General features: G+C 66.0%; 11 protein-coding genes and 2 pseudogenes. 8 read left to right on the forward strand and 5 right to left on the reverse strand.

Annotation, left to right across the window (positions count from 1 at the left end; genetic code table 11):
* Window positions 1-56: 56 nt before the first annotated feature.
* Window positions 57-1,301, forward strand: coding sequence for an MFS transporter (locus tag XCSCFBP4642_RS0114325; protein ID WP_029220397.1), 1,245 nt, complete (start codon window positions 57-59; stop codon window positions 1,299-1,301).
* 254 nt (window positions 1,302-1,555) lie between these two features.
* Here XCSCFBP4642_RS0114325 and bla read toward each other — a convergent pair whose 3' ends face one another.
* Window positions 1,556-2,467 carry a class A beta-lactamase gene (bla, locus tag XCSCFBP4642_RS0114330; RefSeq protein WP_029220398.1) on the reverse strand — a complete coding sequence of 304 codons (912 nt, stop codon included), beginning with the start codon at window positions 2,465-2,467 and terminating at the stop codon, window positions 1,556-1,558.
* Between the two features lie 264 nt (window positions 2,468-2,731).
* Between bla and XCSCFBP4642_RS0114335 the strand changes: the two genes are divergently transcribed.
* Both XCSCFBP4642_RS0114335 and ampR read left to right on the forward strand, forming a co-directional pair.
* Window positions 2,732-3,694 carry an IS5 family transposase gene (locus XCSCFBP4642_RS0114335; protein ID WP_029218204.1) on the forward strand — a complete coding sequence of 321 codons (963 nt, stop codon included), beginning with the start codon at window positions 2,732-2,734 and terminating at the stop codon, window positions 3,692-3,694.
* Window positions 3,695-3,954: 260 nt separating this feature from the next.
* Window positions 3,955-4,827 carry a LysR family transcriptional regulator AmpR gene (gene ampR, locus XCSCFBP4642_RS0114340; protein WP_029220399.1) on the forward strand — a complete coding sequence of 291 codons (873 nt, stop codon included), beginning with the start codon at window positions 3,955-3,957 and terminating at the stop codon, window positions 4,825-4,827.
* Window positions 4,828-5,141: 314 nt separating this feature from the next.
* Here ampR and XCSCFBP4642_RS30800 read toward each other — a convergent pair.
* Together XCSCFBP4642_RS30800 and XCSCFBP4642_RS30805 are read right to left on the reverse strand one after the other, a co-directional pair.
* Window positions 5,142-6,020, reverse strand: a pseudogene (locus XCSCFBP4642_RS30800) (ATP-binding cassette domain-containing protein); the annotation flags it as partial.
* Window positions 6,021-6,080: 60 nt separating this feature from the next.
* Window positions 6,081-7,055 (reverse strand): annotated as a pseudogene (locus XCSCFBP4642_RS30805) (ABC-F family ATP-binding cassette domain-containing protein); the annotation flags it as partial.
* A gap of 181 nt (window positions 7,056-7,236) precedes the next feature.
* On the opposite strand from XCSCFBP4642_RS30805, the gene XCSCFBP4642_RS0114350 reads away from it, so the two are divergent.
* The 4 genes from XCSCFBP4642_RS0114350 to XCSCFBP4642_RS0114365 all read left to right on the forward strand — a co-directional run bounded on the left by XCSCFBP4642_RS0114350 (window position 7,237) and on the right by XCSCFBP4642_RS0114365 (window position 15,979).
* Window positions 7,237-9,618 carry a TonB-dependent receptor plug domain-containing protein gene (locus XCSCFBP4642_RS0114350; protein WP_029220401.1) on the forward strand — a complete coding sequence of 794 codons (2,382 nt, stop codon included), beginning with the start codon at window positions 7,237-7,239 and terminating at the stop codon, window positions 9,616-9,618.
* A gap of 561 nt (window positions 9,619-10,179) precedes the next feature.
* Window positions 10,180-10,605, forward strand: coding sequence for a VOC family protein (locus tag XCSCFBP4642_RS0114355; RefSeq protein WP_029220402.1), 426 nt, complete (start codon window positions 10,180-10,182; stop codon window positions 10,603-10,605).
* 273 nt (window positions 10,606-10,878) lie between these two features.
* Window positions 10,879-13,266 (forward strand): TonB-dependent receptor plug domain-containing protein, encoded by a 2,388-nt coding sequence (locus XCSCFBP4642_RS0114360; protein ID WP_029220403.1) that lies wholly within the window; start codon window positions 10,879-10,881, stop codon window positions 13,264-13,266.
* Between the two features lie 313 nt (window positions 13,267-13,579).
* Window positions 13,580-15,979 carry a TonB-dependent receptor plug domain-containing protein gene (locus tag XCSCFBP4642_RS0114365; protein WP_029220404.1) on the forward strand — a complete coding sequence of 800 codons (2,400 nt, stop codon included), beginning with the start codon at window positions 13,580-13,582 and terminating at the stop codon, window positions 15,977-15,979.
* Window positions 15,980-16,169: 190 nt separating this feature from the next.
* Here the strand turns inward: XCSCFBP4642_RS0114365 and XCSCFBP4642_RS0114370 are convergent, their stop codons facing one another.
* Window positions 16,170-17,363: a cytochrome P450 gene (locus XCSCFBP4642_RS0114370; RefSeq protein WP_029220405.1), complete on the reverse strand. Its 1,194-nt coding sequence runs from the start codon at window positions 17,361-17,363 to the stop codon at window positions 16,170-16,172.
* Between the two features lie 445 nt (window positions 17,364-17,808).
* Here XCSCFBP4642_RS0114370 and ybaL point away from each other — a divergent pair, with 445 nt between their 5' ends.
* Window positions 17,809-19,506 (forward strand): YbaL family putative K(+) efflux transporter, encoded by a 1,698-nt coding sequence (ybaL, locus tag XCSCFBP4642_RS0114375; protein WP_029220406.1) that lies wholly within the window; start codon window positions 17,809-17,811, stop codon window positions 19,504-19,506.
* A gap of 131 nt (window positions 19,507-19,637) precedes the next feature.
* Here the strand turns inward: ybaL and XCSCFBP4642_RS0114380 are convergent, their stop codons facing one another.
* Window positions 19,638-20,204, reverse strand: a complete 567-nt coding sequence (locus tag XCSCFBP4642_RS0114380) for a hypothetical protein (protein WP_029220407.1) — start codon at window positions 20,202-20,204, stop codon at window positions 19,638-19,640.
* Window positions 20,205-20,220: the final 16 nt, after the last annotated feature.

The following is a 20,220-nucleotide window of genomic DNA, read 5'->3' on the forward strand; positions in this document are numbered from 1 at the left end:
ACTGTTACACTCGATGCCGTGATCGACGCGACGTTCTCCCCACGAGTGCCGCATCCATGCTGCGGTTGACCGCCCTGCTGCTTGGCGTTGCCTTGCTGCTGACCGGTAGCGGGCTGCTAGGCACGCTGCTCGCCGTGCGCGGCGGGTTGGCCGGCTTCGATGCGCGTGCGCTGGGGCTGATCATGTCCGGCTACTTCGCCGGCCTCTTTCTCGGCACCTTCTTCGCACCGCCGCTAGTCCGGCGCATCGGGCATATCCGCGCCTTCGCGTTCTATGCGTCGCTGGCGGCCATTGCGGTGCTGCTGCATCCGATCTGGCTCGACCCCTGGGGCTGGGGCGTGCTGCGGCTGGTCACCGGTGCGGCGCTGGTAGGCCTGTACACGGTGATCGAAAGCTGCCTCAACGCCGAGCCGGATGCGCGCCGGCGCAGCCGGGTGTTCTCGGTGTACATGGCGATCAGCCTGTCGGCGCTGGCACTGGGGCAGATTCTGCTGCCCATCGGTGATGCAGGTGCTCCGGCAATGTTCACGCTGACGGCGATCCTGTTCTGTGCAGCAGTCCTGCCGGTGATGACCACCCGGCTGATCCCGCCCGACGTGCCGCAGGTTTCGCGGCTGCGGTTGGTCACGTTGTATGCGTTGGCGCCGGTAGCGACGATTGGCGCCGGCCTTTCCGGCCTGACGATGGGCGCGTTCTGGGGCCTGCTGCCGGTGTACGCCAACCGCATCGGGCTGGATGCCGACGGCGTGGCGATGCTCATGCTCACCGCCATCGTCGGCGGCGCGGTACTGCAGTGGCCGATCGGGCGCATCAGCGATGGGCATGACCGCCGCATCGGCCTGGCTGCGGTGAGCGTCCTGGCGGCCGGCGTTGCCATCGCCGCAGCCGTGCCGATGGTGCAGGCGCAGACCACCTTGCTGTTCGTGCTGTTCTTCGTCTATGGCGGGCTGGCGTTTTCGCTGTACCCGTTGGCGGTTGCGCACATGCTCGATTACCTGCCGCGCGAAGACCTGCTGTCGGGTTGCAGCAGTTTGTTGCTGGTACATGGCGTGGGCGCGACCATCGGCCCGGCGCTGGCCGGCGGTGCGATGCAGAAGTTCGGCCCGGCCGCCTTGCCGGTCTGCTTTGCGGTGATGCTGCTGGCGCTGGCCGGCTTCACGCTGTCGCGGCTGCTGCGGTTTGCACGCCGCCGTACCCACCCCATTGCGTTCCGCCCGATGCTGCGCACCACGCCGTCGGCACTGGAATTGATGCCGGAGACGCAGCAGGCGGCCACGGCGCCACGCAGCAAGCGCCGCTAGGCGCGCCATGCGCGTCAGGATGAAACGATAGCGCGCATGCTTCGAGTCATGTCGCAGGAGTGGCCCTGCCGCGAGGGCCTGCCCATGACGCGACGGCCTCGCGACCGGGGTCGCTCCTACGCAGGCTGACGCTCGCCCCCTTCATTGCGTGCAGCATCCTCGCGTAGGAGTGCACCCGGGCGCGACCGGCTGTACCGGTAACGCCCCAATCGCGCCCAGGTGCGCGCCTACGGATGCCGCCGCCGCGCCTGCGGTCACCGGGCGAACGTGTCTGCTGCTGCGACTGCAGCGGCAACGGCGGACGCGACATCCTTCAACGCCGCATCGCGTGCTGAGCCGTCGACCTTGGCCCCGTTCAAGTACGTGGTCAGCAGCAATGGCGCCCTATCCTTCGGCCGCCAGAGGATGGCGATGTCGTTGCGGGTGTCGGTGCCGTTGCTGCCGGTCTTGTCGCCGATTTTCCAGTCGGCCGTGAGCCCCGCGCGCAGGCAGTTGTCGCCGGTGCGGTTGTCGATCATCCAGTCGGTCAGCTGCCTGCGCGAGGCAGGCTGCAGCGCGTCGCCGAGCAGCAGCGTGCGCAGCGTGGATGCCATTGCCGCAGGGGTGGTGGTGTCGCGCGGCTCACCGGGCGCGAACTGGTTCATCTCCGGCTCGTAGCGGTCGCTGCGCGTCTTGGCATCGCCGATGCTGCGCAGGAAGGCGGTCACCCCGGCCGGGTCGCCGACCAGCGGAAACAGCAGGTTGGCCGCCGGGTTGTCGCTATGGATCATCGTCGCCCGGCAGAGCTCGGCCACGCTCAGCGAACCGCCGACATGGCGCTCGGTGATCGGGGCATGCTCGAGCATGTCGGAGGCACGGATCTTGACCGGTTGCGCCAGCGAGAGCTGGCCCTCATCCACCCGCTGTAGCACCGCGGCAGCCAATACAAGTTTGAAGGTGCTGCACATCGGGAAGCGCTCGTTCTCGCGCTGCCCGATGCGCCAGCCGCTGGCGCTGTCGAGCAGGCTGATGCCCAGGCGGCCGCCGGTGCCACGTTCGATCTCCGCCCAGTGTGCCCGCAGCATATCGTCCATATTCACCGCCGGACTGAGCGCCCACGCGGGTCTGGACGCCGCAAGCAGCAAACCCGCCCCGGTTGCGTGCAGGAACTGTCGCCGATTCAACATGCGGTTGCCTCCTTGAGAGAGGTCGCAGTATCGGTGCGCGCGTAGCGGCCGACCATCGCGATGTTTCGATCCCAGGCATGAATTGAACTAAGGCAACGCTGATCAAGTCGGTCCCTATCGGAGAAAATATGCCCCTTCCTTCAAATCGGAACGACCGATGAAACAGCAGACATTGGCGATGGCGGCCGATCAGGGCANGGCAACGCTGATCAAGTCGGTCCCTATCGGAGAAAATATGCCCCTTCCTTCAAATCGGAACGACCGATGAAACAGCAGACATTGGCGATGGCGGCCGATCAGGGCAGTGGATTCGAGCAGCATCGTCGGCCGACGCGCCGGGATGTGTTCCTGTCGACGATGGAGCAGATCGTGCCGTGGTCGGCACTGTGCGCGGTGATCGAGCCGTACTATCCGAAGGCAGGCAATGGCCGGCCGCCGGTCGGCCTGGAACGGATGCTGCGGATGTATTTGGTGCAGCACTGGTTCAATCTGGCCGATGAGGCCTGCGAGGAAGCGCTACTGGACAGCACGGCGCTGCGGCGGTTCGTGGGGATCGACCTGGGCCGCGAGCGGGTTCCGGACGCGACGACACTGCTGAAGTTTCGTCGCCTTCTGGAGACGCACGAGCTGGGGGCGGAGCTGTTCTTGCAAGTGAACCGGGAATTGGAAGCACGTGGCCTGAAGGTGGGCACGGGCACCATCGTGGATGCGACTATCATCGGCGCGCCCAGTTCGACGAAGAATGCGGACAAGGCCCGCGATCCGGACATGCATCAGACCCGCAAGGGGCAGCAGTGGTACTTCGGGATGAAGCTGCACATCGGCGTGGATAGTCGTAACGGCCTGGTGCATAGCGCGGCGGTGACGGCGGCCAATGTGCATGACAAGCACCTGCTGGGAGACCTGCTGCACGGGGAGGAACGCCGGGTCTATGGAGACAGCGCCTACGCCAGCCAGAAGGCGCTGATCGGCACGCATGCACCGCACGCCCGGGACTTCACCAACCAGCGGGTTCGCAAGCGTGGCGAAGTGAATGAGGTGCAGCGCCAGCGGAACCGCAACAAGTCGAAGATCCGTGCCCGTGTCGAGCACGTGTTCGCGGTGGTGAAGCGGCTGTGGGGCTTTGCCAAGGTGCGTTATCGCGGGCTGGACAAGAACGCGAACCGCTGCTTCGTGGCCCTGGGCCTGGCGAACCTGTACCTGGCGCGGGTGCGTTTGGCGGGATAGTTGCGCCTGCGGGGCCGCAAAAGCGGCCCGCAGCGCCCGGAAACGGGCATGGAAGGACGGCTGATCGTAGATCCAAGTGCGTCATGAGCCGGATCGGCCAGTTCGCTGGCCGTTGCGACTACTTGATCAGCGTTGCCNCGCAGCGCCCGGAAACGGGCATGGAAGGACGGCTGATCGTAGATCCAAGTGCGTCATGAGCCGGATCGGCCAGTTCGCTGGCCGTTGCGACTACTTGATCAGCGTTGCCCTAATCTCTTCGCATGCCCCGCCCCCGCCTCCCGCTCAATGCCCTGCGCGCTTTCGAAGCCGCCGCGCGCCATCAAAACCTGACCCGCGCCGCGAACGAGCTGTGCGTCAGCCAGGCCGCACTCAGCCACCAGATCAAGGCGCTGGAGCAGCACCTGGGCAGCAGCCTGTTCCACCGCCTGCCACGCGGCGTGGCGCTGACCGACGAAGGCGCGGCGCTGGCACCGGTGCTCGGCGACGCGTTCGACCGCATTGCCGCCACTCTGGAGCGCTTTGCCGATGGCCGTTACCGCGAGGTGCTCAGCGTGGGCGTGGTGGGCACCTTCGCCACCGGCTGGCTGCTGCCGCGCGTAGACGCCTTTCATGCGGCGCATCCGGAAATCGAGCTGCGCCTGTCGACTCACAACAACCGCGTCGACCTTGCCGGCGAAGGCCTGGATCTGGCGATCCGTTTTGGCGACGGCGACTGGCAGGGCCAGATCGCCCATGCGCTGATGGAGGCGCCGTTTGCGCCGGTGTGCGCACCCAGCATGGCGCGCAGCCTGCACGCACCGGCCGATCGGGCGCAGCTGCCGTTACTGCGCTCGTACCGCCTGGACGAATGGCCGCAGTGGTTTCGCGCAGCGGGCATGGCCGAGATCGCCGCACGCGGGGCGATGTTCGATTCCTCGTTGACCCTGGCCAGCGCCGCGGCAGCCGGCGCCGGCGTGGCGTTGTTGCCGCTGCCGATGTTCCGCCAGGACCTGGATGCCGGGCGCCTGGTGTGCCCGTTCCCGATCACCATCGACGCCGGACGCTATTGGCTGACGCGGCTGCGCTCGCGGCCGCAGAGCGAGGCTGGGAGGAAGTTTCTTGCGTGGTTGTTGGTGGAGCAAAAGCTGGGGTGACGTTGGATGCGTTGCAGTGGTGATTGCCTGCGTGCACTCGACACAGCCTCTCTTGGGAGATGGCGACGCCGCACCTCACCTGGCCTCTCCATCAAAATGGCTGTCTTTCGCCGTACCCTCACCCCAACCCATCTCCCGCAGGCAGAGGGGCATTAGTCACCAGCGCTACGGCTTGCTCCCTTCTCCCGGTGGGAGAAGGTGGCGCGTAGCGCCGGATGAGGATACGGGCGCGAAGCGCACTTCCGTCACCTTCGAGCTCTAGGCATCATCGATCGACAGGCACCGTCACCGGCCCCATCATCGCGTCCCCGCTCCTACACCCCCTCGATCAACTCCATCCACGCCGCCTCGGCGGCGGCCAACTGCTGCGCGGTGGCCTCACGGTCGCGGCCCAGCACCGCCATCTTGTCGCTGTCGGCATAGTTGCCGGGGTTGGCCAGTTCGCGGTCCAGCGCCGCCAGCGCCGCTTCCAGCTCGCCGACGCGTTTTTCGGCGCTGGCCAGCTTGTGCGGGTTGACGGCTTTTTTCGGCGGCAGCGGTTTGGTCGGCGGCGGCGGGGTCGGCGCCACTTCGGCCATCTTCTGCTTGGTACCTTGCGCGGCCGGGCGGCTGCGCAACCAGGCGGCGTATTCGTCCAGATCGCCATCGAACGGCTCGACCACGCCATCGGCCACGCGCCAGAAACTGTCGCAGACCAGGCCGATCAGATGGCGGTCGTGCGAGACCATCACGATGGCGCCTTCGAAATCGCTCAGCGCCTCGGCCAGGGCCTCGCGCATCTCCAGGTCCAGATGGTTGGTCGGTTCGTCCAGCAGCAGCACGTTGGGCTGCTGCCAGGCGATCAGCGCCAGTGCCAGGCGCGCGCGCTCGCCACCGGAGAAGCCGTCCACCACTTCGAAGGCGCGGTCGCCTGCGAAGTTCCATTTGCCCAGGAAATCGCGGAACGCCTGGTTGGCGCCATCCGGGGACAGCTCGCGGAAGTGATCCATCGGCGACTGGCCTTCGTGCAGCGATTCCACCGTGTGCTGGGCGAAGTAGCCGATGCGCAAATCCGGATGCGCGCTGCGCTCGCCCGACAGCGGTGCCAGCTCGCCCACCAAGGTCTTGACCAGCGTGGTCTTGCCCGCGCCGTTGGGACCGAGCAGGCCGATACGGTCGCCCGCTTCCAGGCCGAAGCCGACATCGTGCAGGATGACGGTCGTCGCGCTGCCCCCATCCGCCCTTTGGGCACCTTCCCCCGCATGCGGGGGAAGGGTAGCGGGGTAGCCCGCTTGCAAATGATTCAACCGGATCAGCGAAAACGGCAAGCGATTGGGCTGGGCGAACTGGATACGGAATTCGCGCTCGGCGCGCACCGCCTCGGTGCCGGCCATCTTGGCCAGGCGCTTCATGCGGCTTTGCGCCTGGGTGGCCTTGCTGGCCTGCGCCTTGAAGCGGTCGATGAAGCTCTGCAGATGCGCGCGCTCGGCCTGTTCCTTGTCGTGCGCGATCTGCTGCTGGCGCAGGTGCTCGATGCGCTGGCGCTCGAAATCGGTATAGCCGCCCACATACAGCTTGGCGGTGCCGCCGTGCAGGTGCAGGGTGTGGGTGGCCACGTTGTCGAGAAATTCGCGGTCATGCGAAATCAACAGCAAGGTGCCCGGGTACTTGAGCAACCACTGCTCCAGCCACAGCACCGCGTCCATGTCCAGGTGGTTGGTGGGCTCGTCGAGCAGCAGCAGGTCGCTGGGCATCATCAGCGCGCGCGCCAGGTTCAGGCGCACCCGCCAGCCGCCGGAGAACGAGGACACCGCACGGTGATGGGTGTCGGCCGGGAAGCCCAGGCCGTGCAGCAACTTGCCGGCGCGCGCCTCGGCATCATAGGCGCCGATCTCGGCCATCTTCTGGTGCGCGTTGGCGACCGCTTCCCAGTCCTCGCGCGCGGTGGCCGCGGCCTCTTCCTGCAGCACCGCGGATACCTCGATATCGCCGCCGAGCACGAACGCCAGCGCCGGGTCCGGCAAGGACGGGGTTTCCTGCGAGACGCTGGCGGTGCGCACCTTGCCGGGCAGGTCGACATCGCCCTTGTCGGCCTCCAGCTCGCCCTTGACCGCGGCGAACAGGCTCGACTTGCCGGTGCCATTGCGGCCCACCACACCGACACGGTAGCCGGCATGCATGGTCAGGTCGACGTTGGAAAACAGCAGACGCTCGCCGCGTCGCATGGAGAAGTTACGCAGGGAAATCATTGATGAACAATCCGATAGAACGAAAAGGAATGAGCAGATGAGCAGCACTCCTGCGACGCCATTCTAGCGTTAACGAATAATTAGCGCCTTCAGGTTGGACAACACGTGCGCGTCGCACGACCGTGATCGCCACCCGCCCAGTCTAGTTGGCCCCGCTCGGGCTGCCGTTATCGGAGTTGTCATGCACATCCCCCCTTCCGCGCTTGCGACCACCGTGGTCGCTGCACTGCTTGCCTCTCCCGCCCAGGCCCAGACCGCCGCGCCGGCCAGCACCGCCAACACCCTGGATACGGTGATCGTCACCGGCACCCGCGTCTCCGACCGCACCGTGGCCGAATCGCAGTCGCCGATCGACATCATCAGCGCCGAGTCGCTGCAGGCCACCGGCACCCCCGAGCTGGCGACCGCGCTGGCGCGCGCCCTGCCCTCGCTGAACTTCCCGCGCCCGGCGCTGAGCGACGGCACCAGCGCGATCCGCCCCGCGCAGCTGCGCGGCCTGTCGCCGGACCAGGTCCTGGTGCTGGTCAACGGCAAGCGCCGCCACACCTCCTCGCTGCTCAACCTCAACGGCACCATCGGCCGTGGCGCCGCTGCGGTGGACCTGAACACCATTCCGGTGGCCGCCATCGCGCGGGTGGAAGTGCTGCGCGACGGCGCCTCGGCGCAGTACGGCTCCGATGCCATCGCCGGCGTGGTCAACATCGTGCTCAAGGGCGCGGAGAAGGGCGGCAGCCTGCAGGCCGGCTTCGGCCAGTACTCGGCCGGCGACGGCAACAACTACGAGCTGTCCGGCGACACCGGCGTGGCCTATGGCAACGAGCGCGGCTGGCTGCACGCGGCGGCCCAGCTCAACCAGCAGGACCCGACCGACCGCGCACGCGGCTATGCCGGCGCGCCCAGCGTCTCGCAGCCGGCCGTGGGACAGAAGGCGTTCAAGATCGGCGACCCGGACGTCAATGCGCAGGCTGCCTCGCTCACTACCGAATACCAGTTCAGCGATGCCGTCACCGGCTACGCCTTCGCCACCGCCAGCAACCGCGACATCACCTCGTTCGCGTTCTTCCGTGCGCCGGGCAGCAGCCAGAACATCCTGTCGGTCTACCCGCAGGGCTTTTTGCCGGAGATCCAGAGCTACGCCAAGGACCGCTCGCTGGTGGCCGGCGTGCGCGGCTCCACCGCCGGCGGCTGGGACTGGGATGCCAGCTACAACTACGGCTACAACCGCATCGACTTCCACACCCGCAACACGCTCAACGTAAGCCTGGGGCCGACCTCGTCCATGTCGTTCTACGACGGCGCGCTGGAGACCACGCAGAACATCGTCAACCTGGACGTCAAGCGCGGTTTCGACTGGGGCCTGGCGTATCCGGTAACCGTGGCCTTCGGTGCCGAATACCGCAACGAAAAGTGGAATCAGTCGCCGGGCGAAGTGGGCTCGTATTTCCAGGCTGGCACGCTGGCCGGCGGCGCCCAGGGCTTTGGCGGATTCGCACCCAGCGTATCCGGGCAGTATTCGCGCGACAGCTACGCGTTGTACGCCGACATCGAGGCCGACTTCACCGACAAGTTCTCCGCCGGGCTTGCCGGGCGCTATGAGGACTACAGCGATTTCGGCAGCCAGGCCTCGGGCAAGGCGTCGGCGCGCTATGCGTTTACCGACAAGATCGCGCTGCGCGGCACGGTGGCTTCGGGCTTTCGCGCACCGTCGTTGGCGCAGCAGTATTTCCAGTCCACCAGCACCACCTTTCTGGCCGGCAACCCGAACCCGTTCGAGATCCGCACCTTCCCGGCCGACAGCAACGTGGCGCGCGCCTTCGGTGCCGAACCGCTGGATGCGGAAACCTCGCTGTCCTACAGCCTGGGCCTGGTGCTGCAACCCACCGATGCGCTCTACCTCACCGTGGATGCGTACCAGATCGATGTGGACGACCGCATCGTGCTGTCGTCCAACCTCACCGGTACCGGCGTGCGTACGCTGCTGGAGTCGCAGGGCATCTTCGGCATCAACGGCGGGCGCTACTTCACCAATGCGGTGGATACGCGCACGCGTGGCGTGGACGTGGTGGGCAGCTACCGCTGGCAGCTGGCCGCCAGCAGCGTGGACCTGACGGCCGGTTACAACTACTCGGAAACCGAAGTGCGCCGCGTGGCGGCCAACCCGGCGGCGCTGTCGGCCAACGGGCTGAGCCTGGAGCGCATCGATCGCACCGAGCGTGGCCGCATCGAAGAAGGCTTTCCGCGCGACAAGTTCCTCGTCAACGGCAGCTGGAATTCAGAGCACTGGACGCTGGCCCTGGGTGCGACGCGCTACGGCAAGTACAGCACGCGCCCGGCCGCGGCGATCAACGACCAGACCTTCGGCGCCAAGTGGGTGGTGGATGCATCGGCCAGCTACAAGGTGGACCGCTGGACGCTCACCCTGGGCGCAGACAACCTGCTGGACGAATACCCGGACGAGAACAACTTCGCCAACTCCACCAGCGGGCAATTCCCGTACAGCAACCTGTCGCCGTTCGGCTTCAATGGTGCGTATGTGTACGGGCGCATCAACTACCGCTGGTAAGCGCTGCGTCCTTGCAGAGGCGCTGCGCAATTGGCTGATGCAGTCGTGAGGTCGGTGGCGGGGGTGCCGACCTCGGCGTGGGCCAGCTACGGGTGATGACGTGCGTTGTGGGTGCGGCTTCACGCGGCGCGCGGGCGTGAAACGCGTCATCTGCCGAGTTGTTCGTTCGTCGGTGCCTGGCTGGGGCAACGCCAGCCTGGGCACACGATCAACGCCTGCACGCCCTGCATAACCACCACGCCCGTTCTGATGATCGCACACTGGATTTCAGCCCATGCGTGCGTGTTGCATCGGCAGCGCGCACGTTGCGCCACACGCCCCGGCCCGCCCGGGGCGTGTGCGTTGGGTTGCGTATCCACCACGCGCATGCAACCGAACACGACCGAACGTATGGACAGCGTACCTGCTGCCGCGATCACCAGGCGCTGCAGTCACCCGCATCCTGACAGGCCCGCCTGCCGCCAGCCATCCCGCACGGCACAGACCGCGCCAATGCTCATGACAACGCCTGCGCCGGCTCCGTGGTATCACGCCAGTTCCTGTCCTTGTCCGAGCATTCAGATGGAAGCATCGCAGTTGAGCCGTGGCCGCCTGATCGATCATCTGCATCTGGTGGTGCAGGACCTGCCGGCAAGCCGGCGTTTTTATCAGGCCGTGCTCGACGTGCTAGGCGTGCCGATCGGCGGCGAAGGCGAAGGATTCTTCTGGGCCGACGAACTGTTCGTGTCCGACCGCGACACCGTGGCGCAGGGCGTACTGACCGGCCGCCATCACCTGGCCTTCCAGGCCCGCGATGTCGCCATGGTGCATGCCTTCCATCAGGCTGCGCTGGCGCACGGCGGTCGCGACAACGGCGCACCGGGCCTGCGCCCGTATCACCCCAGCTATTACGCCGCCTTCGTGCTTGATCCGGATGGCAACAATATCGAAGTGGTTTTTCATGGTCCTGCGCAACGCAGCGCCGTTGCGGTGCAGATCACGTTTTGATGCACAACTTTCATAACTGGTATCGATGCCCAAAATGGGGCAAGGCGGTCCGTTGCTCCAGTTAAGAAAATGCAATCCACGCCTCACTTTGGTGCACGATGACAACGTTGGCACAAGCATACGTTCAATGACAGTTGCATGCGCAACATAACCAAAATTTGACATACGGTTACGCGTGGTTAATGGTTGAGAACGCACCGCAGGTGCCGCAACAGACGCGGCCTGGGAGGGGCCCCTGCGCTGCATCCGTTCCCCACTCGGAGTCGTCACCGCATGAATTGCAAGTCCAGTCCACTCGCAGTCGCTGTTGTTGTTGCCTTGTCGTTTTCTGCATCAACCGCAGTCGCGCAGTCGCAGGCTCCCGCCCAGAAAACCCTCGACACGCTGATCGTCACCGGCACCCGCGTGGCGGACCGCACCGTGGCTGAATCTGCATCGCCGATCGACATCATCTCGCCACAGGCACTGGAATCGACCGGCACCACCGAGTTGGCGACCGCGCTGTCACGCGCAATTCCCTCGCTCAATTTCCCCCGCCCGGCCATCTCCGACGGCTCGGACGCGGTGCGCCCGGCGCAGCTGCGCGGCCTCTCGCCCGATCAGGTGCTGGTGTTGGTCAACGGCAAGCGCTATCACAGCACCGCACTGATCAATCTCAACGACACTCAGGGCCGCGGGTCCTCGCCGGCCGATCTCAACACCATTCCGATCGCGGCGGTGGAGCGCATCGAGGTGCTGCGCGATGGCGCGTCGGCGCAATACGGATCGGACGCAATTGCCGGCGTGATCAACGTGGTGCTCAAGGGCAGCGGCGAAGGCGGCAGCCTCAATGGCCGTTATGGCAAGTACAGCGCCGGCGATGGCGAGCAGTACCAGCTGTCCGGCGATGCCGGCTTCAGCTTCGCCGGCACCGGCAAGGTACACCTGGCCGCGCAGGCCGGGCATTCGGACCAGACCAACCGCGCACTGCCGTTCGGCGGCCGCGTGGAGCAGCGCTACGGCGATCCGGACATCGACCAGGGCGCGATCTCCTTCAATGGCGAATACAGCCCCACCGACTACCTGACCTTCTACTCGTTCGGCATGGTCAGCCGCCGCGAAGTGCTCTCCAACGGCTATTTCCGCTTTGCCGGCGATAACCGCAACCGCCCGGAAATCTATCCGGACGGCTTCCTGCCGCAGATCTACAACGTCAGCAAGGACGTGTCGTGGGTGGGCGGCTTGAAGACCTCCACCGAAGGCGGCTTGAACATCGACCTGAGCTACAACTACGGCCAGAACAATCTCAGCTTCGATGTGCGCAACAGCTTGAACAACAGCCTGGGCCTGGCCAGCCCGACCGACTTCCATGCCGGTACGCTGGAAGTGACCCAGAACGTGCTCAATGCCGACTTCACCAAGACGCTCGACTGGGGCCTGGCGTATCCGGTCACGCTGGCCTTCGGTGCGGAATGGCGCGGCGAGAAGTTCAACCAGTCGCCGGGCGATGCCGCGTCTTCGGCCAACGGCGGCATTCCATCGGCCAATGGCGCATTGATTCCGGGCGCGCAGGTGTTCCCGGGCTTCAAGCTCTCCGATGCCGGGTACTACAACCGCAACAGCCATTCGGCGTATGTGGACCTGGAAGCGGATCTGACCGAAAAGCTTTCGGCCGGCCTGGCCGGGCGCTACGAGAAGTACAGCGACTTCGGCGACACCGCCACCGGCAAGCTGTCGCTGCGCTATGCCTTCACCGACAAGGTGGCGCTGCGTGCCACCGCCTCCACCGGTTTCCGTGCGCCGTCGTTGCAGCAGCAGAACTTCCAGTCGATCGCCACCCAGTTCCTCAACGTGGCCCAGCCCAACGGCACGGTCACCGCGATCCCGTTCGAGATCGGCACCTTCCGTACCGACAATCCGGCCGCGATCGCACTCGGCGCCGAACCGCTCAAGGCCGAAGAATCCAAGAACTACGGGCTGGGCGTGGTGTTGCAGCCAGTCGAAAACCTGTACATCACCATCGATGCCTACCGGATCGATATCGATGACCGCATCGTGCTGTCGGAGAATCTCACGTCCACCGCGGCGCGCAATTATCTGCAGGCCAACGGCTTCCCGGGCATCGGTGGCGGGCGCTACTTCACCAACGCGGTGGACACCAAGACCCAGGGCATGGATGCGGTCGGCACCTATCGCTGGAACCTGGACGGCGGCAGCGCGGAGCTGACCTCCGGCTACAACTACAACAAGACCGAAGTGGAACGGATCGCCGACAACCCGGCAGCGCTGGAAGCGATCGATCCGGGCGCGGTGCGCATCGGCCGCGCGGAGCTGGGCCGCATCACCGAAGGCACACCGCGCGACAAGTTCTTCCTGGGCGGCACCTGGTCGCCGGGCAACTGGTCGTTCACCGGCACCGCCACACGCTGGGGCGAGTTCAGCACCTTCGGCACCAACGCCGGCAGCGACCAGACCTATGCGGCCAAATGGACGCTGGACCTTGCCGCGTCCTACACGTTGGACGACTGGAACTTCACCATCGGCGGCGACAACGTGCTCAACGAGTATCCCGACCGTCAGGAAGCCGGCCTGGGCACGCGCACCTACCTGCCCTACAGCAGCGCCTCGCCGTTCGGTTTCAACGGTGCGCTGGTGTACGCCAACGTGAGCTACAAGTGGTAAATCGCCGCGTGCCGGTCGGCAGCGACCGGAACGTCGATCGCCTCGTCCCGCCTCGTTGAAGCGAGGCAGCACGCACCGCAGCATCGCTCGCCCTTTCCGATTGTCGCGAAGGGGCGAGCTCCCCCTTCTTTCGCAAGGATGCGCCACGCAGCAGACACTGCGTTGCAGTCTGCTGTCTTGCTGTGCACGTCGCCTTGCCAGCGCACACGCGCTGCGCGCAGGCAACCCGGATCACGCAGTCCGCCGTCGTCTTCCCCCGGCAACACGCGCAGCGCATCGCTGCGTCCACCATCCCCTTTGAGTCTCCATTCCCATGCACACCTCCAACGCACTCTCGCTTGCGATCTCGGTCGCACTCACCGCCTGTTCCTTCGCTGCCAGTGCGCAGTCGCAATCGACCCAGCCGCAGAAAACCCTGGACACCCTGATCGTCACCGGCACCCGCGTCAGCGACCGCACGGTGGCCGAATCCGAATCGCCGATCGACATCATCACCGAGCAGTCGCTGCAGGCCACCGGCGCGACCGACATCGCCACCGCGCTGGGCAAGCTGCTGCCGTCGCTGAACTTCCCGCGCCCGGCGATCTCCGACGGCAACGATGCCGCGCGCCCGGCCACGCTGCGCGGCCTGTCGCCGGATGCGGTGCTGGTGCTGGTGGACGGCAAGCGCTATCACACCTCCTCGCTGATCAACTACAACTCGTACGTCGGCCGCGGCTCGGCGCCGGCCGATCTGAACTCGCTGCCGATGTCGGCCATCGCGCGCATCGAAGTGCTGCGTGACGGCGCCTCGGCCCAGTACGGCTCCGATGCGATCGCCGGCGTGGTCAATATCGTGCTCAAGCATGGCGCCGATGCCGGCAGCAACAGCGTGTCGGTCAATGGCGGCATCATGGACAAGGGCGATGGCGAGCAGAACGGCATCGACGGCTCGGTCGGCCTGCCGTTCGGCGGCAGCGGCGGCGACACCGCACCGGGCTGGGTGCGGCTGTCGTGGAACTACCAGAACACCATGAGCACCAACCGCGGCGAGAACACCAACCGCGCCACCACCGTGCCGGGCACGCCCAATCCGGGCGGTGTACCCTACCAGCGCCACGGCGACCCGGCCTCCACGTTCTATCAGGGTCTGGCCGCATTCGGCTACGCGTTCTCGCCGAACCTGGAACTGTACGGCCATCTCAGCATGAGCCGTCGCGAGGTCACCTCCAACGGCTATTACCGCGCCGCCGACAACACCGCGCGCAACGTGCAGGCGATCTACCCGAACGGCTTCCTGCCGCAGATCTACAACCCCACCAACGACCGCTCGGCGGTGCTGGGTTTGAAGGGCAGCACCGAGAGCGAATGGAACTGGGACGTGTCGGCCACCTACGGCAAGAACGACATGACCTTCAACATCCTCAACAGCATCAACACCAACCTGTACTACACCACCGGCAGCTCGCCGACCAATTTCAATTCCGGTGGCTTCGAAACCGAACAGGGCACGATCAACCTGGACGTCAACAAGTCCTTCGACTGGGGCCTGGCGTATCCGGTCAACGTGGCCTTCGGTGCCGAGCATCGCCAGGACCGCTACCAGATCACCGCCGGCTCGCCGGCCTCGTACTTCTTCGACCCCAATACCATCAATCCCGACGACGGCGCGCCGTATCCGGGCGGCGCGCAGGTGTTCTCCGGCCTGGAGCCGACGGTGGCCGGCAAGTTCGAACGCCACAGCAATGCGGTCTACGCCAACCTGGAAGCGGACATCACCGACAAGCTGTCCGGCGGCATCGCCGGGCGTTATGAAAACTACAGCGATGCCGGCTCCACGCGTTCGGGCAAGCTGTCGGCGCGCTACGCCTTCAGCGACACCTTCTCGCTGCGCGGCACCATCTCCAACGGCTTCCGCGCACCGTCGCTGGCCCAGCAGAACTACGCCTCGGTGGTGACGCTGATCCAGAACGGCGAGCTGGTACAGGTCGGTACCTACCGCACCTCCGACCCGGTCGCGGTGGCGCTGGGCGCCGGCCCGCTGAGCCCGGAGAAATCCACCAACTACGGCCTGGGCGCCGTGTGGCAGCCGACCGCCAGCTTCACCTCCAGCCTGGACGTGTACCAGATCCGCATCTGGGACCAGATCCTGTATTCGGACCAGCTGCAGCTGGCGCAGCCGATCGGCCAGGTGGCCGCGGTGCAGTTCTTCGTCAACGGCGCCACCAGCCGCACCCGTGGCGTGGACTGGATCAACAGCTATCTCGCCGACCTGGGCAGCTACGGCAAGCTCGATCTCAGTGCCAGCGCCAACTACAACAAGACCACGATCCTGGAACTGTCCAACCCCAACTTCGGGCGCGCCAGCCAGGGCCTGCTCACCGACGCCACCCCGCGCACCAAGTACATGGCAGCGGCGGACTGGACGCTGGGCGGTTTTGCGCTGAACTTCAACGCCACCCGCTACGGATCGATCAAGCGCATCAGCGACCCGGCCGATGGCAGCCAGGACCAGACCTACGACGCGCGCTGGCTGTTGAACCTGGCCGCCAGCCAGACCTGGAACGCATTCACCTTCACCGTGGGCGCGGACAACCTTACCAATCAGTATCCGACCAAGGCACAGCTCACCACCGCCTACGACGACCGCGCCGGCGGCCTGCAGTATTCGTCGCTGTCGCCGTTCGGCTTCAACGGCCGCTACTGGTACGGGAGGGTCACCTACCGGTTCTGACCGGCGGGTTCGAGCGGACCTGCCGATCCGCGCCTGCGTCAACGCAAACACCGCCGAGCAATCGGCGGTGTTTGTCGTTGTGGGCTTCGATTCGCCAGCAGCGGCCGTGCGTCTCTGCCGCGGTGATTGCCAGCGCTATGACTGCAGCAACACTGCGTGCCGGTCCGGCGCTGCGCCGCCTGGCCGCAGTTCACCAGGAAGCGAACAGTGCGTCGACACCACGCAGGTTGGCGCGATCGTTCCAGCTCAGCGTGTCCAGCTGCTCCAGCCGAAGCGCCGGCAGACGCGCCAGCAGGCAGGCCAGCGCGGCTTCCATTTCGATCAGCGCCAGCCGGTTGCCCAGGCAGTGGTGAATGCCGCCACCGAAGGACAGCGCACGGCCCTGCTGGCGGCGGATATCCAGCAGCTGCGGGTCGGTGAACTGCAGCGTGTCGTGATTGGCCGCGCCCAGCATCAGATACAGCATGGCGCCCTGGGAGACCGCCACGCCCTCGATCTCAAAATCCTGCAACGCCGTGCGCGTGGCGATCTGCACCGAGCTGTCGTAGCGCATGCATTCGAGCACTGCATTGGGCAGCAGGCTCGGGGTTTCCTGCAGCAGGCGCAATTGCTGCGGATGCCGATACAGCGCGACCAGCGCATTGCAGATCATGTTGGAGGTGGTCTCGTGGCCGGCAAAGAATAGCAGGATCACGTTGGAGACGATCTCCTCGTCGCTCAGGCGGCGGCCGTTGTCCTCGGCCTGGATGAAACGCGCGATCAGATCATCGCCGCCAGCGCTGCGCCGTTGCGCGATCACGCCGTGGAAATATGTCGCCAGCTGGTCGTACGCAACGCTGGTGGCCTGCAGTTCTTCCGCCGTCATCATCGGATCGAAGACTTTTGCCAGTGCGCTGGTCGCGTGACTCAACGCAGTGACATCGGCCGCATCGATATCCAGCATCCGGCAGATGATGGCGATCGGCAGCGGGAACGCGAACTCGGTCAGCAGATCGCAGTGGCCGTTTGCCTGAAAGGCATCGATCAACCCGGCAGCGGTATCGCTGGCCACTTCACGCATGGATTCCATCTGCCGCGCACCAAAGGCCTGTGTCATCAGTCCGCGCAACTGGGTGTGCAGCGGCGGGTTGAGCAGCAGGAACATGCGGCTCATGCCCCGAAACAGCGGCAGGTGCACCGCCGCCTCGCCGTAACGCAGACGAATGCTTTGCAGATAGTCGCGGCCGACCCGGCGATCGCTGAGCAGGCGATCGACCACGGCGTAACGGCCGGACATCAGCCGCCCGTCTGCCACCTGCACCAACGCGCCTTCGGCGCGCAGGCGCGCGTAGGTCGGATAGGGATCGTGCCGGAACTGGGGTGTTGCCAAATCGCTGAGATGCATGGCCTGGCTCGTGTGGCGTCACCCGCAACGGGGCGATGCGTGCGTGAGCGTGCCGAACGACGCAGGCGCTCCACTGGGAGCCCGGATTGTCGGCCAGCACCGCGCTGCGGCCTTGAGCAGGGGCGAAGCGGTGTCGTCAATGTTGAATCGGCGTGCCGGACTTGCGTCCTGCGTCGCAGCTCGCACGCGCAGGCGCGGGCCACGGCGGTTTACGCGCGGCGCCTGACGCATGGATCGGCCTGCGCGCATGCGCGGCGTGTCGCATCGCGTTAATCAAGCGCTGTGTACTATGGGCGTCCGGCCAACCGGACCAGCAACGCGGTCCCGGTTCCCCCGCGCCGGACCCCAGCCATGACCACGCAATGCCCGCAGGCGACGCCCGGCGCAGTGCCGTTGGCTGGTCGCGCCCGCGACGCTCTCTCGGACACTCTCACAACGGATTGGAATGCATCACGACACCAGCCTCATCGACATCATCGCCGTCGGCCTCGCGGTCGCTTTCGTGCTGGGCACGCTCGCACAGAAAGTGAAACTCTCGCCGCTGGTCGGCTATCTGCTGGCCGGCGTCTGCGTCGGGCCGTTCACGCCCGGCTTTGTGGCCGACCAGACCATGGCCAACCAGCTGTCCGAGCTGGGCGTGATGCTGCTGATGTTCGGCGTGGGCCTGCACTTCTCGCTCGACGATCTGATGGAAGTGAAATGGATCGCCATTCCGGGCGCATTGGCGCAGATCGTGGTCGCCACGCTGCTTGGCTGGGCGCTGGCCTGGAGCATGGGCTGGCCGTTGATGCATGGGCTGGTGTTCGGTCTGGCGCTGTCGGTGGCCAGTACCGTGGTGCTGCTGCGCGCACTGGAAGAACGCCGCCTGCTGGAAACCCAGCGCGGCCGCATCGCGGTGGGCTGGCTGATCGTCGAAGACCTGGTGATGGTGATCGCGCTGGTGATGTTGCCGGCGCTGGCCGAGGTGCTGGGCACCGCCGCGCCGGCCGCGGCGCATGCCGGTGAATCCACCTCGCTGCTGGCCGCGCTGGGCCTGACGCTGTTCAAGATGGTGGCGTTCGTGGCGGTGATGCTGGTGGTCGGGCGGCGGGTGATTCCGTGGTCGCTGGAAAAGGTCGCCGCCACCGGCTCGCGCGAACTGTTCACCCTGGCCGTCCTCGGCATCGCGCTGGGCGTGGCGTTCCTGTCGGCCACGCTGTTCGGGGTGTCGTTCGCGCTGGGCGCGTTCTTCGCCGGCATGTTGCTGAAGGAATCCGAGCTCAGCCACAAGGCCGCCAGCGACTCGCTGCCGTTGCGCGATGCGTTCGCGGTGTTGTTCTTCGTCTCGGTGGGCATGCTGTTCGACCCGACGATCCTGGTCGAGCATCCGTGGCAGGTACTGGCCACGTTCCTGACCGTGACCCTGGGCAAGTCGCTGGCAGCATTCGTGATCGTGCGTGCGTTCGGCCACCCCACCGGCACCGCGCTGACCATTTCCACCAGCCTGGCGCAGATTGGCGAGTTCTCCTTCATCCTGGCCGGGCTGGGTGTGCAGCTGGCGATCCTGCCGGAAACCGGGCGCGACCTGATCCTGGCCGGCGCGCTGCTGTCGATCATCGCCAACCCGTTCCTGTTCTCGTGGCTGGACCGCTGGCAGGCCAGGCAGGCGCAGGACGCTCCGGCCGCGGTGGAGCCCGAACTGCCGCCCGGCCCGCCGCTGCCGCTGGACGGCCATGCCATCGTGATCGGCTATGGCCGCGTCGGCAGCGCGCTGGCGCAGTTGCTGCGTAGCCGCGGCGTGCCGGTGCTGGTGATCGACGACAACAGCGATCATGTGGCCAAGGCGCATGCGGCCGGCATTCCCGGTATCCGCGGCAGTGCGGCGGCCGACCGCGTGCTGGCCGAAGCCCGCCCGGAGCACGCCAAGATCGCGATCCTGGCGATCCCGCAGCCGCTGGAAGCCGGCGAGGCGCTGGCCAAGCTGCGCGCGATCAACCCCTCGCTGACGCTGCTGGCGCGCGCGCACAGCGACACCGAGGTCAAGCACCTGCTCGAACACGGCGCCGACGGCGCGGTGCTGGCCGAACGCGAGCTGGCCTATTCGCTGGCCGAGATGGTGATGTCCACTCCGCCGTATCGGGCGTTGAACGTGCCGGCGTCTTGATGCCGGCGACCGTCCACAGCGCTCCGTCGACAAGGAGCATGCGCATCCCCTGCGCTTTTCAGGATTCGATTTTCCCGGATCGCAGCGAGCAGGGGTTGTAATGGGCGATGCATGCCAAGTTAGCGCCGACCTCAGCGCGGCTTGACCAGCCGATACTGGCGACGATCACCATAGGCCGCGCCCTTGGTTTCTACATTGGCGCATAACTGCCCGCCACACAATGTCACGTCGGCGGCGTTGTAAGCGCGCAGCAACTCCGCGCGCAATTGATTGTCGCGTATCTCCTGGCGGTACTGGTTCAACAACCATCCACCACCGCCCAGCAGCAGCAGACTTCCCAGGACGACCGCAGCACCTTTCCACAACAGCAGGCGCTGCCCGCGCTCGATGCGCTTGAGTTGATCGGCCAGCGACTGCGCGCCTTCACCGATCAACCCACCGGCATGCTGCAGGCGCTTCTCGAAATCGGCGACGGGTTGATCCATTCCCTGCTGGATGCTCCGAATCAGCGCATCGGGCACACGCTGCAACGTTTGTTCGGCTGAGCGCGTCACCACGTTTGGCAGCGACTGGGCCACCTGCTCCAACTGCTGCGCAAGACGGCGCTGCAGCTGCTCCAATTCGCCGCATCGGCGCTCGAACTGTTCCATCAGCATGGCGGCTTTGCTGACCAGCGCAATCGGGTCTTGTGCGTCCATCGTGCGTCCAGTCTTC

The sequence above is a fragment of the Xanthomonas cassavae CFBP 4642 genome (genome assembly GCF_000454545.1).
Taxonomy (GTDB): domain Bacteria; phylum Pseudomonadota; class Gammaproteobacteria; order Xanthomonadales; family Xanthomonadaceae; genus Xanthomonas; species Xanthomonas cassavae.